Annotated in this window: 10 protein-coding genes; 6 read left to right on the top strand and 4 right to left on the bottom strand. The window is 66.4% G+C overall.

Going from position 1 to position 13,422, the window contains the following annotated elements:
* The first annotated feature begins 42 nt into the window (after nt 1–42).
* Nucleotides 43–1,500 carry an aminobutyraldehyde dehydrogenase gene (locus FYJ28_RS07720; RefSeq protein WP_154578906.1) on the top strand — a complete coding sequence of 486 codons (1,458 nt, stop codon included), beginning with the start codon at nt 43–45 and terminating at the stop codon, nt 1,498–1,500.
* Nucleotides 1,501–1,549: 49 nt separating this feature from the next.
* On the top strand, nt 1,550–2,983 hold the full coding sequence (locus FYJ28_RS07715) for an NAD(P)/FAD-dependent oxidoreductase (RefSeq protein ID WP_326831588.1): 1,434 nt from the start codon (nt 1,550–1,552) through the stop codon (nt 2,981–2,983).
* A gap of 473 nt (nt 2,984–3,456) precedes the next feature.
* Here the strand turns inward: FYJ28_RS07715 and FYJ28_RS07705 are convergent, their stop codons facing one another.
* The 4 genes from FYJ28_RS07705 to FYJ28_RS07690 form a co-directional block, all read right to left on the bottom strand.
* On the bottom strand, nt 3,457–3,681 hold the full coding sequence (locus FYJ28_RS07705; protein ID WP_154578904.1) for a GNAT family N-acetyltransferase: 225 nt from the start codon (nt 3,679–3,681) through the stop codon (nt 3,457–3,459).
* Between the two features lie 111 nt (nt 3,682–3,792).
* Complete coding sequence (locus FYJ28_RS07700) at nt 3,793–4,530, bottom strand: class I SAM-dependent methyltransferase (RefSeq protein ID WP_154578903.1); 738 nt, start codon at nt 4,528–4,530, stop codon at nt 3,793–3,795.
* A gap of 26 nt (nt 4,531–4,556) precedes the next feature.
* Entirely contained in the window at nt 4,557–8,168 is a 3,612-nt protein-coding gene (gene mfd / locus FYJ28_RS07695; protein WP_154578902.1) for a transcription-repair coupling factor, read from the bottom strand.
* A 214-nt stretch (nt 8,169–8,382) separates the two neighbouring features.
* Nucleotides 8,383–10,095 carry a M28 family metallopeptidase gene (locus FYJ28_RS07690; protein ID WP_229780335.1) on the bottom strand — a complete coding sequence of 571 codons (1,713 nt, stop codon included), beginning with the start codon at nt 10,093–10,095 and terminating at the stop codon, nt 8,383–8,385.
* Between the two features lie 271 nt (nt 10,096–10,366).
* On the opposite strand from FYJ28_RS07690, the gene FYJ28_RS07685 reads away from it, so the two are divergent.
* The 4 genes from FYJ28_RS07685 (at nt 10,367) to nhaA (ending at nt 13,420) form a co-directional block, all read left to right on the top strand.
* Nucleotides 10,367–11,062 carry a hypothetical protein gene (locus FYJ28_RS07685; RefSeq protein ID WP_154578901.1) on the top strand — a complete coding sequence of 232 codons (696 nt, stop codon included), beginning with the start codon at nt 10,367–10,369 and terminating at the stop codon, nt 11,060–11,062.
* 114 nt (nt 11,063–11,176) lie between these two features.
* On the top strand, nt 11,177–11,674 hold the full coding sequence (locus FYJ28_RS07680) for a DUF2505 domain-containing protein (RefSeq protein WP_154578900.1): 498 nt from the start codon (nt 11,177–11,179) through the stop codon (nt 11,672–11,674).
* 25 nt (nt 11,675–11,699) lie between these two features.
* On the top strand, nt 11,700–11,921 hold the full coding sequence (locus FYJ28_RS07675; RefSeq protein WP_055240314.1) for an SCO4848 family membrane protein: 222 nt from the start codon (nt 11,700–11,702) through the stop codon (nt 11,919–11,921).
* Nucleotides 11,922–12,043: 122 nt separating this feature from the next.
* Complete coding sequence (nhaA, locus tag FYJ28_RS07670) at nt 12,044–13,420, top strand: Na+/H+ antiporter NhaA (protein WP_154578899.1); 1,377 nt, start codon at nt 12,044–12,046, stop codon at nt 13,418–13,420.
* Nucleotides 13,421–13,422: the final 2 nt, after the last annotated feature.

Raw genomic sequence — 13,422 nt, 5'->3', positions numbered from 1 at the left:
CCGCACCACATCACCAAATCACCACCAATGCAAGGAACCACCATGGCATCCGGAACTTTTATCTCCAACGACTACCGCGACTCCGCCGGCGAAGTGCAGGAACTCATTAATCCCGCCACCGGCGAGGTCTCGGGCACCCTCACCTCCTCAACCGTGAACGACGTCGATTCCGCCGTCGCTGCCGCCCGCGACGCCGCTGCCGGCTGGGCCGCGCAGACCCCGGGCCAGCGTGCCCGTGTGCTGCTGAAGCTCGCCGACGCGCTCGAAGAGGACGCCGAAGCGCTCACCGAACGCGAAGTCACGGAGGGCGGCAAGCCCTGGACCACGGTGCTGGACGGGGAGATTCCGTTCGGGGCGGACAACCTGCGCTTCTTCGCCGGAGCTGCGCGCTCCGTGGACGGCACCGGAGCCGGCATGTTCTCTGACGGCTACACCTCTATGATGGTCCGCCGTCCGGTGGGTGTGGTCGCCGGCATCACGCCGTGGAACTTCCCGCTGATCATGGCACTGTGGAAGGCCGGCCCGGCACTTGCCGCGGGCAACACTGTGATCCTCAAGCCCGCTCCGCTGACTCCGGGGTCCACCCTGCGGCTGGCCGAGCTTGCCGCCGGTGCCGGGCTGCCCGCCGGCGTCCTGAACGTTGTGACCGGCGGCGGGGACATCGGCTCTGCGCTGGCGTCCCACCGCGGGGTGGACATGGTCTCCGTGACCGGATCCACCGCTACCGGGCGGGCCGTGATGCAGGGAGCGGTCAAGGACGTCAAGCGCGTGCACCTGGAGCTCGGCGGCAAGGCCCCCGCGCTGGTCTTCGCCGACGCAGACATCCCCCAGATGGCCCGCGCCGTCGCTCTCGGTGCCACCTACAACACCGGACAGGACTGCACCGCTGCCACCCGCGTCTACATCCACCGCAGCATCTTCGACGACGCCGTAGCGGCCCTGCGCGCGGAGCTGAAGGGCATCAACATCGGCGACCCGCACGATCCCGCCACGCACATCGGCCCGCTGATCTCCGCCGCGCACCGGGAGAAGGTTGCCGGGTTTGTGCAGCGGGCGGTCGACTCCGGCGCCCAGGCGCTTGAAGGCGGCTCGCCCCTGGAGGGACCCGGCTTCTACTTCCCGCCGACCCTGGTGGTGGGCGCTGCGCAGTCCTCGGAGCTGGTGCAGGGTGAAATCTTCGGACCGGTGCTCGTTGCCCTCCCGTTCGACACGGAGGACGACGCCGTTGCGCTGGCCAACGACAGCGCCTACGGGCTGGCGTCCTCAGTCTGGACCGCCGACGTCGGGCGTGCCATCCGCGTCAGCCACCAGCTGGAGGTGGGCGTCACCTGGATCAACGACCACCTGCCGCTCGCCTCGGAGGCACCGCACGGCGGCGTGAAGGGCTCCGGCTTCGGCAAGGACATGAGCATCGAGCCGCTGCTGGACTACTCGGTGACCCGCCACCTGATGATCCGCCACGCGGTGCCGCCGGAAACCACGGGCTACCGTCCGGCCTAATCCGGTCCTGCCAGCAACTGCGAACCACTACCGAACGAAAGCAGATACCGTGCCACGCACCACCCCAACCACCTATGAGCTGGCCGAGCAGCGCATCCCGGCCGCCACCGTCACCGCTGCCCTTGCCGGGGCGGCACCGGCTCCGTACTGGCTGGACCGCCCCGAACGCCCTGCGCCCCTGCCCCCGCTGGATTCCCGGATCTCAGCGGACCTCGTTGTAGTCGGTGGCGGATACACCGGACTGTGGACGGCGCTGCTGGCCAAGGAACGGGATCCATCGGCCTCAGTCGTGCTGCTGGAGGGCCGGGAAGTCGGCTGGGCGGCGTCGGGCCGCAACGGCGGTTTTGTCTCTGCGAGCCTGACCCACGGCTACAGCAACGGGGTCAAGCACCTGCCCCAGGAGGTGGACCTGCTCAAGGACATGGGAGACGAGAACCTCGCCGAGTTTGCCCAGGCGATCCAGCGTTACGGGATCGACTGCGACTTCCAGTGGAACGGCACCCTGGCACTGGCCACCGACCCGCACCAGGTCCAGTGGCTGCGCGAGGAAGCCGGCCATGACGGCGTCGAGTTCTTTGACCGGGAGCAGGTCCAGTCCGAGGTGAAGTCCCCGCTGTACCTGGCCGGGGCCTGGAACAAAAAGGGCAGCGCGCTGGTGGATCCGGCCAAGCTGGCCTGGGGCCTGAAGCGCGCCTGCCTGGAGCTGGGCGTACGGATTTTCGAGCACTCCCCCGTTCGGTCCCTGGCCAAGTCCAGGCACGGTGTGGAGGTGGAGACCGACGGCGGCTCAGTCTCCGGGGCGAAAGTTGCCCTGGCGACGAACGTGTTTCCGTCGCTGCTGCGCCGGGCGCGCCTGCACACTGTGCCGGTCTACGACTACGCCCTGATGACCGAGCCGCTGACCGAGGAGCAGCTTGAATCCATCGGCTGGACCCGGCGGCAGGGACTGGATGACGTTTCCAACCGGTTCCACTACTACCGGCTCACCGAAGACAACCGCATCCTGTTCGGCGGCTACGACGCGCCCTACCACTACGGCCGCAGCATGAAGCCGGAGTATGAGCAGAGCGAGGAATCCTTCCGCCGTCTGGCTGCGCATTTCCTTGCGACGTTCCCGCAGCTGGAAGGCATCACCTTCAGCCACAAGTGGGGCGGGGCGATCGATACCTGCAGCCGCTTCTTCTCCTTCTTTATGAAGGCGTATGGCGGACGGGTGGCCTACGCCGCCGGATTCACCGGCCTGGGTGTGGGCGCCAGCCGGTTTGCCGCGAATGTGCTGCTGGATTTACTCTCCGGAGTGCAGACCCGGCGGACGTCGCTGGAGCTGGTGCGCAAGCTTCCGATCCCGTTCCCGCCGGAACCTGTTGCCTGGCTGGGCGTGAAGATCACGACTGCTGCCATGGTCCGCTCGGACCGCCGGCAGGGCAAACGGGGTCCGTGGCTGAAGCTGATGGATGCCGTGGGGATGGGGTTCGACTCCTAGCCCGCTTCCCGCAAAAACCGCGTGCCTCCTTCGGCCTGATTCCCCCTCCCGAAGGAGGCACGCTCATCCTGGTGTGCGGTTTGCGGGCTGCGGGCTGCGGGCTGCCGGCTGCGGGCTGCGGGCTGTCGGCTGCGGAGGGCTGCGGGCTGCCGCTGCGGGCTGCCGCGCTTCGGAGGGCTGCGGGCTGCAGGGGGCTGCGGGCTGCCGCGGTATCTCCTGAGCTGATCTGCCGGGGCCCGGGCGCGAACGTTCCTGGGCTCCGCCGTCCAACCTTCGGGGAGATAACGCTGCTCTGGGCACCTTCCGCATATCTCTCGGGCAGTTGACGTCGTTTTGAAGCTCTCAAAGCGACGTCAACTGCCCGAAGGATCGAGGGAACACTTCCTAAAGGACGTTACCTGCCCGAAGGTTGTGGGGATGCCGCGCGACGGGCGCCTCCCCGAAGGTCCCCAGAGTCCTGGTGTGGAGCACCCTCAGCGGCCGAGGTCCTTGAAATAGCGCGCCACGGGCCAGCATTCGAAGCCCATGGCTTCGTAGGCCAGCCGCGCCGGGGCGTGACCGCCGTCGTCGCCGGTTTCCACCATAACCATCGCCATTCCAGCGTGCCGGGACCTGGCGAACGAGTGCTCCAGCAGAGCCCGCCCGACGCCGTGTCGCTGGTACCGTGGGTCGACGGCCGGGACATAGACCTCGCCCATGCTGTCCTCGGGATCCGGGGCGGATTTCCGGTTGTTACCCTGCCCGCCTTTCTGTGTCCGCCGTGGTGTACCGGAGCCGGATGAGGGAACACCCTGAGCACGTGCCCCGGTTCAGGCCTGGGCCAGGACCAGCCATCCGCGTGTTGGAGCGTAGGGCAGATCCCGGATCTCCACTTCCCCGAATCCAGCCTCCGCCAGGCTGGACCGCAGCGCATCCCGGTTGCGGAAGCGCAGGGTGCTGGTGGAGTCCAGCCTTTCCCCGTCGGATTGGAAAATGGTGGGCGACTCGAAGCTCACCAGCTCGCCGTCGACGCCGGTGACCTCGACCCAGTCCTCGACCAATCCTTCGGCCCCGGCGTCGACCACCTGATAGGAACGTTCCTTCGTCCACCTTTCCCAGGCCCGGTCCGCCGGGTTCCGGGTTTCGAAAGCAAGCATCCCTCCCGGCCGGAGGCAGGTGTGAATGGAACGCAGCGTCCGAATCCAGTCGGCGTCGGACAGGAAAACCTGGGCGACGTTCGCCGTCATGGTGGCGAGGTCAAACCGCTGGTGGTTCGCCGGGTCAGCCGCAGCGTCCGGCGCTGTTCCCACCACCCACCTCACGGCACCGGTTCCCGGTTTGGCGCGGGCAACGTCAACGGAAGCCGACGCCGGATCCACACCCAGCACTTCCACCCCCTTCGCAGCGAGCAGGCAGGCGAGCGTCCCCGTTCCACAGCCGACGTCGAGCACGGCATTCACGCCGGGCTCAGAGGCCAGGCCAAGATACGTGTCGAGGTCGCTGCGGCCGCCTCCGAGGGCGTCGTACACCCGGGCAAGCCTGGGATGGGAGAAGATCGCGTCCGGCATCCCCCGACCCTACAATCCGCTGGACCCTATTCCTTGAAGATCGCGTCCAGCACCTGGTGCGCCCACTGCAGCATCTCGGCATCCTGCAGGTCCCGGCCGCCGATCTTCGCAGTCTTGGGCTTCGGAATCAGGATCGCGTTCAGCGCCGGCTTCACCTGCGAGCCCGGGTACATCCGCTGCAGGCGCATGATCCGGGATTCAGGCAGGTCGCCCGGGGAGAACTTGATGAAGTTGCCCTGCAGCGCGACGTCTGTCAGGCCGGCGGCGCGGGCATCCACCCGGAACCGGGCGACGTCGATCAGGTTCTTCACTTCCTGCGGCGGCTCGCCGTAGCGGTCCACCAGCTCGGCCAGGACTTCGTCGATCGCCTCGTTGGTCAGCGCCGAAGCCAGCTTGCGGTAGGCCTCCAGCCGCAGCCGCTCCCCCGGCACGTAGTCGTGCGGCAGGTGCGCGTTGACCGGCAGCTCGATCTTCATCTCGGCAGCCTTCTCCTCGGCCTCGCCGCGGAAGTCCGCCACAGCTTCGCCGACCAGCCGGATGTAGAGGTCGAAGCCGACGCCGGCAATGTGCCCGGACTGCTCCCCGCCCAGCAGATTGCCGGCACCGCGGATTTCGAGGTCCTTCATGGCCAGCTGCATGCCGGCACCGAGTTCGTTGTGCGCAGCGACGGCCTTGAGCCGTTCCAGCGCCACCTCGCCCAGCGGCTTCTCTGACGGGTAGAGGAAGTACGCGTATGCCCGTTCCCGGCCGCGGCCCACACGTCCGCGCAGCTGGTGCAGCTGGGAGAGGCCAAAGTGGTCCGCCCGGTCCACGATCAGGGTGTTGGCGTTGGAGATGTCCAGGCCGGTTTCGATGATGGTAGTGCACACCAGCACGTCGAAGCGCTTTTCCCAGAAGTCCACGATGATCTGCTCAAGCTTCGCTTCGCTCATCTGGCCGTGCGCGACGGCGATGCGCGCCTCCGGGACCAGCTCCTGCAGGTGCGCGGCGGTCCGGTCGATCGAGGAGACCCGGTTGTGGACGAAGAAGACCTGGCCTTCGCGCATCAGTTCGCGGCGAATCGCTGCCGAGGCCTGCTTGTCCGTGTACGGGCCAACGTAAGTTAGCACCGGGTGCCGCTCTTCCGGCGGAGTGGCCAGCGTGGAGGTCTCCCGGATGCCGGTCAGCGACATTTCCAGGGTTCGCGGAATCGGGGTGGCACTCATGGCCAGCACGTCCACGTTGGTGCGCAGCTTCTTCAGCGCTTCCTTGTGTTCGACGCCGAAGCGCTGCTCCTCATCAACGATTACCAGTCCCAGGTCCTTGAACTGGACCTCCTGTGAGAGCAGCCGGTGCGTGCCGATGATGACGTCCACGGACCCGTTGCGCACACCCTCGATCACTTCCTTGGCCTGCTTGGCCGTCTGGAAGCGGGAAAGCGTGGCGACGCGGACCGGGAAACCGGAGAACCGTTCGGAAAAGGTTTCCATGTGCTGCTGGGCGAGCAGCGTCGTCGGCACCAGCACCGCCACCTGCTTGCCGTCCTGCACGGCCTTGAACGCAGCGCGCACGGCGATCTCGGTCTTGCCGTAGCCGACGTCGCCGGAGACCAGGCGGTCCATCGGAACTTCGCGCTCCATGTCCGCCTTGACCTCGTTGATGGTGGTCAGCTGGTCCGGGGTCTCCACATACGGGAACGCCTCTTCCAGCTCACGCTGCCACGGGGTGTCCTGCCCGAACGCGTGGCCCTTGGACGCCATCCGCGCCGAGTAGAGCCGGATCAGTTCACCGGCGATTTCCTTGACGGCCTTGCGGGCCTTGGACTTGGTCTTGGCCCAGTCCGAGCCGCCCATCTTGGACAGCACCGGGGTTTCCCCGCCCACGTAGCGGGTGATCTGGTCCAGCTGGTCGGTGGGCACAAACAGCCGGTCCCCCGGCGCCCCGCGCTTGGACGGCGCGTATTCGAGCACCAGGTATTCGCGGACGGTCTTGTTCACTCCGGCGCCGGTGGCGCGCTGCAGCAGCTCCACGAACCGGCCCACGCCGTGCTGTTCGTGCACCACGTAATCGCCCTCCTGCAGCTGCAGGGGGTCGACGGCGTTGCGCCGGCGGGAGGGCATCTTGCGCATGTCCCGGGTGGAGTAGGTGCTCGCCCGGCCCAGCAGGTCCGCTTCGGTCAGCAGCCCGGTCTTCAGGTTGTCGAAGACGAAGCCGCGCCCGGCGCTGGCGGTGGTGATCTCGATGATGCCCGGCTGCGGTTCGGAGTCCAGGGACTCCACGCGGGCGGCGGGAATGTCATTGTCGTGGAACAGTTCGGCCAGCCGGGACGCCGGTCCGGGACCTTCGGTGACAACGACGAGGCGCCACTGGTCCTTAATCCGGGAGCCGATGAAGTCCATCATCTCTACAACGTCGCCCTTGTAGCCGCGCGGTTCGCGGGCGTTGATGGACAGGGTGTCGATGTCCAGCACGGTCTCCGCGTCCGGGTTGAAGGACGTGATGGCCCACCACGCGACGTCGTTGGCCAGGGCCGCGGAGCGGGTGTCCGTCAGGGAGCGGAAGCTGGCAGCTTCCAGATCAGCGCTCAGCCCGGCGGAGAGATCAACGGGCGCCGCACCGCCGTCGGACGCTGTGGCCCAGGCGGCGGCGAGGAACTCCTCGTTGGTGGATTCAAGGTCGTGGGCGCGGGCGCGGACCTTCTCGGGTTCAATCACCACGGAGATGGACCCCGGCGGCAGCTGCGCCATCAGCGGCACCATTTCATCCACCAGCACCGGGGCCAGGGATTCCATGCCTTCGACGGCGATGCCTCCGGCGATCTTCTCCAGCATGTCCGCGGCGGCCGGCATCTGGCCCTGCAGTTTCGCGGCGCGGCTCATCACATCCGGGGTGATCAGCAGTTCGCGGCACGGCGGGGCGTAGAGCTCCTTGGGATGGATAACGTGCTCGCCGGTAAGGGTGCGCTGATCGGCGACGGCGAACCAGCGCATGGACTCCACTTCGTCGCCGAAGAAGTCGATGCGGATGGGGTGGTCGTCCGTGGGCGGGAAAACGTCAAGGATGCCGCCGCGCACGGCGAACTCACCGCGGTGGGAGACCATGTCCACCCGGGCGTAGGCGGCGTCGGCGAGCGCTTTGACCACGTCGTCAAAGGGCCGCTCATCCCCTACCGCCAGGGAGACCGGCTGCAGGTCGCCCAACCCTTTGACCAGGGGCTGCACCACGGCGCGGACCGGTGCGACGACGATCTGCACCGGATCGTTCTCCGGGTGCGCAAGGCGGCGGAGGACGGAGAGCCGGCGGCCTACCGTGTCCGAGCGGGGAGAGAGGCGTTCGTGCGGCAGGGTTTCCCAGCTGGGGAACTCCTCGATGCCGGCCAGCGGCAGGTAGGAGCGCAGCGCGGCGGCGAGGTCCTCCGCTTCACGGCCCGTGGCAGTGACGGCGAGGACTACGGGTGCGCCGGCAGTGTCCCCCGCGGCGCCGTCGTGCGCTTCTGCCAGCCCGTCCACCATTTCCGCCAGCAACGCTGCCCGCATACCCTGCGGCGCGCCGATCTCCAGATCCTGGCTGCGCTTGGCGGGCGGACGCGCGGCGTGCGCCCGAAGGCGGGCGTAGGACGGGTCCTCGGCCAGGGCGGCGCGCAGTCCGTTCAGGCTCATTGCGGGGGTATCTCCTTCAGGGCAGGCAACGCAAGAACCCGAAGCTGGCAATCAACCCCGGGTAGGTAATTCCAGCCTACCCGGTGCCTGGCCGCCGGCACCGGGGATACCGCTGAGGGCGAAGTCTTATTCCCTTCACCATCGAAGTATGCGGGGCGCAACAGCAAGGCCGCCCACAGTTTCCTGTGGACGGCCTTCCCGGTGGTTGCAGTTTCTAGCGCAGTGCCTCGTGTCCCCGGTACTCAGGCGCAGCGGGCAGGGCACGTGCGGAGAAGAGTCCGGCACCGCCCCGAATGTCCGCATCGGTCTGGGCGAAGGTCAGCACTGAGTGGGCAACGGCGTCGGACATCTCGTGGAAAAGCTTCCGGTCGATGTTGGAAAGGTCGTCGCATTCACTGTGGTAGCAGGGATCGTAGGAAACCCCGGCAGTGCCGCCGAAGAGAGCTGCTTCCTCTTCGGTCTTGACGCCCTCGGCGCCGGTGAACAGGCCGCCGGCAGGGATGCCATTGTTGATGAAGGCCTGGTAATCCGAGCGTCCGCTGAACTCGCTGGGTGCAGATGCCTGCCCCTGCGAAGCGAAGTAGTCCTCAAAGACGCCCTCGATGACGTCCGAACCGGTGGGGCCCGTCAGACCGAAGGCGTCGCCGTCTCCGTCGTAGACGAACCGGCCGCCGTTGATCGAACCCACCATGTCGAAGTTCAGGTTCAGCAGGGTGTTCCCCAGTTCAGCCTCACTGAGCTGCTCAACGTAGTGGGTCGATCCCAGCAGGCCGTCTTCCTCAGCTCCCCAGAAGGCGAACCGAACCTGGTTCTCGAGCTTGAATTTCCCGGTCTTGCCGAGCTGGATGGCGGTTTCCAGGATGGCGGCCGAACCGCTTCCGTTGTCATTGATGCCTGCACCCTCCTGCACGGAATCAAGGTGCGCGCCCACAACTACCTGCCGCGTGGGATCTCCCTTGGGGGTGTCCGCAATGACGTTGAACGTTTCGGTTTCCTGGACGGTCGAGTCGACGACGACGCGCACCGTCGCTCCCTCGGTGCCGGCCAGCGTCTCGCCAAGGGCATAGGTGGTGCCGACGGCGGGAATCGCCGACGTAACGCCACCCAGCGTCCCGTTGACCAGACCGGTGCGGTCCTCTGTGGGAATCACTCCCTGGTTGAAGACGATCGCAGCTGAGGCGCCGGCTGCCGCCGCATTGGCGACCTTGTCCGCGAAGGGACAGGTTCCGCGCTGCATGAGGGCGATGTTCCCTGCCGTGAAGTCCGCGAAGTCCTCCGGTTCACAGCCGGAGGTGTTGGCGCGGTCTCCGGTGAGGTTGATGTCTACCTCTGACACTTCCGCCGTAACGTCTCCGGGACCGGAGTAGCTCATGGCGCGATAATCTGTGCCTGCCGTATAGACCACGGGCTCCGGGCTCACCTGTTCCAGCGATTCCCCGTTGAGGATGAACTGCTCGTACGTGAAGGCCTGGCGGAACGGCTCATAGCCGGCCTTACGCAGCTGCTTCTCCACATACTGGGCGGTGGCTTCGTACCCTGGGGTTCCTGCGGCACGGTTGCCATCGTTGGCATCCGCTGCGGCCTGGAACGCCTCGAGGTGGCCCATCAGGCCCTTCAGCGAGACTTTTTCCAGCAGTTTCTCGGAGTCGGACTTGCCTGGCTTGCCCGGCTTGTCCGGCTTGCCGTTGCCGTGCCCCGGCTTTCCGGGCTTGTCCGGCTTGCCGTTGCCGTGCCCCGGCTTTCCGGGCTTGTCCGGCTTGCCGTTGCCGTGCCCCGGCTGGTTCTTGCCCGGCCCCTGGTGCGGACTCTGGCCGGCCTTTCCACCGGAGTTCACTTCAGCGGCAAACGCCGCCGGTGCTCCCGCTGAGAAGGTGAGGACAACGGTGGCCGCCAGGGCAGCACCGCGCATGGATTTACTGAGTTTCATCGTTCCCCTAAGAGTGCGAGTGAATGAATGGCCTGCTGCGCGCCGCCCCCGAGGCGCAAGCCGTGCCGCGATGCTATGGGAGTGTTTCGGTGTCCTAACAGAGTGCGGGGCATCTGGGAGGCAATACCGGCAGGTGCCCTTCTCGAAGCACTGGTTTTCGGCTAGGTTTCCTCCCGGCCCAGCTGGCCGGGGTGTGGCTTTTGCGCAGGGTGACTGCCACGCTTGAAAGGCACCGCAACCGCCTTTCCCCAGCGCATCGGAGGCCGGCCCCATGGAATCCACACCGGAACGCACCGCGGGACGCAGAATCCTGTTCCTGCTCACCGCCCTGACAGCTTTCTCCCTCTTCCTCACCGCTTGCTCCAACGCGGGAAACGAGGAGGACACGGCGAACAACGCCACCTCCTCCGCGGCCGCGTCCACCCTGAGCAGCGACTGCCAAACCGGACCGGAGGCGACGTCGTCCTCCTGCGAGGCAGCAGGCCCGGGCACGACGGTCAATGCGGACCGGTGCGCCGCGCCGTCCCCGACGCCGCTGGAGGGCGGAGTGATCGAGGGCGCCTTTGGCCCCTGGTGCGAAGGCGCCGTGGCGACGGCCTACCCCACTTCTGACACCGGGGGGCTCATCCCGGAGGGCGCCGAGACCGAACTGCGCATCACCGAAACCGACATGGACACCACCGTCGAAATGCAGGTGCAGGACTTTGCGGCCTCCACCGCCTACACCGGGATGCTCCACGAGGGTCCCTGCACCGAGAATCCCGGCGAGCTGGGACCGCAATACGTGCACCCGGGCAGCGGGGACAACCCGAACGCCACCGTGACGCTGGACTTCACCACCGAGTCCGACGGGTCCGCAGACACCACTGTCACTGTCCCGTTCCAGGTTCCGAACCAGGCAAAGGGGAACTCCATTATCCTGACCGACCAGCAGATGGCAGTGGTGGGGTGCGTGAACATCCCCTGACTCCGCGGGCGCCCAAAGCCCGTTGGGGACTGCACCGGTTCACGGACTAGGATGATTGGCGGGTCCGGCACCGAAACCGCCGGATCTGCCGCACATTCCCAACCGGAGGACCCCATGGCCCTGTCTGCTTCCACCACTCTGCCCTACGACGCCGCGACGCTGACCAAGACCTTCACCGATGAAGGGTTCGTCCGCAGCATCAGCGAGCACGTCGGGGGCACTCTGGTTTCGCTGACGGTCGACGGCGACACAAGCGGTCCGTTCAAGCTCACCGCTGTGCGCCAGCTGCCTACGGACCGCCTGCCGGACATGGCCAAAAAGCTTGTGGGTTCCTCCCTGACCGTTACCCAGAAAGAGTCCTGGGACGCTCCGGCTGCCGACGGTTCACGCACCGCATCCATTGACCTTTCAGTCGGAGGAGTTCCGCTGAAGGTCAGCGCCGTGCAGCGCCTCGTAGTGCTGGCCGAAGGCACCCGTGTTGATGTTGAGGGCGGCGTCTCCTCCTCCATCCCCTTCCTCGGGGACAAGATCGCCAAGGCGGCAGAGCCGATGATCGGCAAGGCCCTGACCATCCAGGCCGCCCAGGCCGGCAAGTGGATTGAAAACAACTAGCCGGCCCTGCCAGTAGGAGATTCCCGTGGACCTTCCCACCCCGCTTGCCCTTGTCCTGGTCATTGCCGGCCTCTGGTCGATCCTTGTCTGGCCCGTGTTCCTGAAACGCGTGCTGAAGGATCCCCAGGCCCGTGACGCCAACGGCGCACCCACCCGTTTCCTGACCACCAATCTGATGATGATCAGCACGGCCATCATCTTCGCCCTCGCCACCGCGGTGATCGGAGTCCGTGGGCTAATCAGCTGACCGTAGTGGCATGCGTCCCTGTTCCCGGGCCGCAGCACCAGTAAAGTAGGGAAAGGTGAGCCGGGAAGTCTGGTCGGCAATAACTCAGCCGCACCCGCTTACCTTTTAGGAGCCGAGCCTTCATGGCCTCAAACGAGCCCAACCGCCAGCCCTCCGGCGCAAACCCCGTCTTTTTTGGACGGAACAGCTACGGGGAGCACCTGCGCATCGGGGAGATCCTGCGCAAGGAAACCGTTGGCGGTGTCCTGCTGCTCATCGCCACCGTCGCCGCCCTCATCTGGGCCAACTCACCGGCGTCGGACAGTTATTTTGCACTGCGTGATTTCCGGTTCGGCTACGAGCCCTGGCACCTGGACCTGAGCGTCGGGGCCTGGGCAGCCGACGGGCTGCTGGCCATCTTCTTCTTCCTGGTGGGCCTGGAGCTCAAGAAGGAGTTTGTCGCAGGGGATCTGCGGCAGATCAGCAAAGCCATTGTGCCCGTGGCTGCAGCCTTTGGCGGGGTGATCATTCCGGCGCTGATCTATGTTGGCGTGAACATGCTCTCCGGCTCTGACGGCCTGCGCGGCTGGGCGATCCCGACCGCTACCGACATCGCCTTCGCGCTGGCAGTACTCGCCGTCATCAGTTCCCACCTGCCAACCGCGCTTCGAATCTTCCTGCTGACCCTCGCCGTCGTGGATGACCTCATCGCGATCACGATCATTGCGCTCTTCTATTCGGAAGACGTGAATCTGGTGATGCTGGGACTCATGCTGATTCCACTGGCAGCCTTTGCCCTGCTGGTGCAGCGCGAACCCCGGTTCTTCGGGGCCCGGCGCTGGCCGTTCTGGGTGATCCTGGCGCCTCTTGCCGTTGCCGTTTGGATCCTGATGCATGCCTCGGGCGTTCACGCGACGGTGGCCGGCGTGCTGCTTGGCTTCACCGTACCGGTGCTGCGCCGCACTCCGGACGGCACCCCCATCCCGCCCAACGAGAACAAGCCGGGCCTGGCCGAGATCTTTGAGCACCGCTTCCGCCCGATCTCCACCGGTTTCGCGGTGCCGGTCTTCGCGTTCTTCTCCGCCGGCGTCGCGATTGGCGGGTTCGAAGGCCTGAGCCGGGCACTGATGGATCCCGTGGCCTTGGGTATTGTGGCTGCGCTGGTACTGGGCAAGCCGATTGGCGTGCTGCTGACCACGTGGCTGCTGACCTCAGCTACAAGGGCCACTCTGGACAAGTCCGTGAAGTGGGTGGACCTTACCGGCATCGGCATCCTGGCCGGCATCGGCTTCACGGTATCCCTGCTGGTAAACGACCTCAGCTTCGGCCTGGGCTCTGCCCACCACGAGGATGCCAAGATCGCCATCCTCACGGCATCCGTGCTTGCTGCCGTGCTGGCTTCCATCCTCCTGAGCATCCGCAACCGCCATTACGCCGTGCTGGAGAAAGCCGAACGACTCGACGCGGACGACAACGGGATTCCCGATGTGTTCGAGGAGGGCGACAAGCCAGCGGGGTAGCT

It is taken from the genome of Arthrobacter sp. BL-252-APC-1A (genome assembly GCF_009696625.1).
In the GTDB taxonomy this organism is placed as follows: domain Bacteria; phylum Actinomycetota; class Actinomycetes; order Actinomycetales; family Micrococcaceae; genus Arthrobacter_B.
Note: the sequence above shows the minus strand (reverse complement) of the source record. Positions and strands in the feature narration are given on the sequence as shown.

Coding starts and splice junctions, on each gene's coding strand:
- FYJ28_RS07720 (WP_154578906.1), top strand. CDS start 43: ATGGCATCCGGAACTTTTATCTCCAACGACTACCGCGACTCCGCCGGC.
- FYJ28_RS07705 (WP_154578904.1), bottom strand. CDS start 3,681: ATGGGCGAGGTCTATGTCCCGGCCGTCGACCCACGGTACCAGCGACAC.
- FYJ28_RS07700 (WP_154578903.1), bottom strand. CDS start 4,530: ATGCCGGACGCGATCTTCTCCCATCCCAGGCTTGCCCGGGTGTACGAC.
- mfd (WP_154578902.1), bottom strand. CDS start 8,168: ATGAGCCTGAACGGACTGCGCGCCGCCCTGGCCGAGGACCCGTCCTAC.
- FYJ28_RS07690 (WP_229780335.1), bottom strand. CDS start 10,095: ATGAAACTCAGTAAATCCATGCGCGGTGCTGCCCTGGCGGCCACCGTT.
- FYJ28_RS07685 (WP_154578901.1), top strand. CDS start 10,367: ATGGAATCCACACCGGAACGCACCGCGGGACGCAGAATCCTGTTCCTG.
- FYJ28_RS07680 (WP_154578900.1), top strand. CDS start 11,177: ATGGCCCTGTCTGCTTCCACCACTCTGCCCTACGACGCCGCGACGCTG.
- nhaA (WP_154578899.1), top strand. CDS start 12,044: ATGGCCTCAAACGAGCCCAACCGCCAGCCCTCCGGCGCAAACCCCGTC.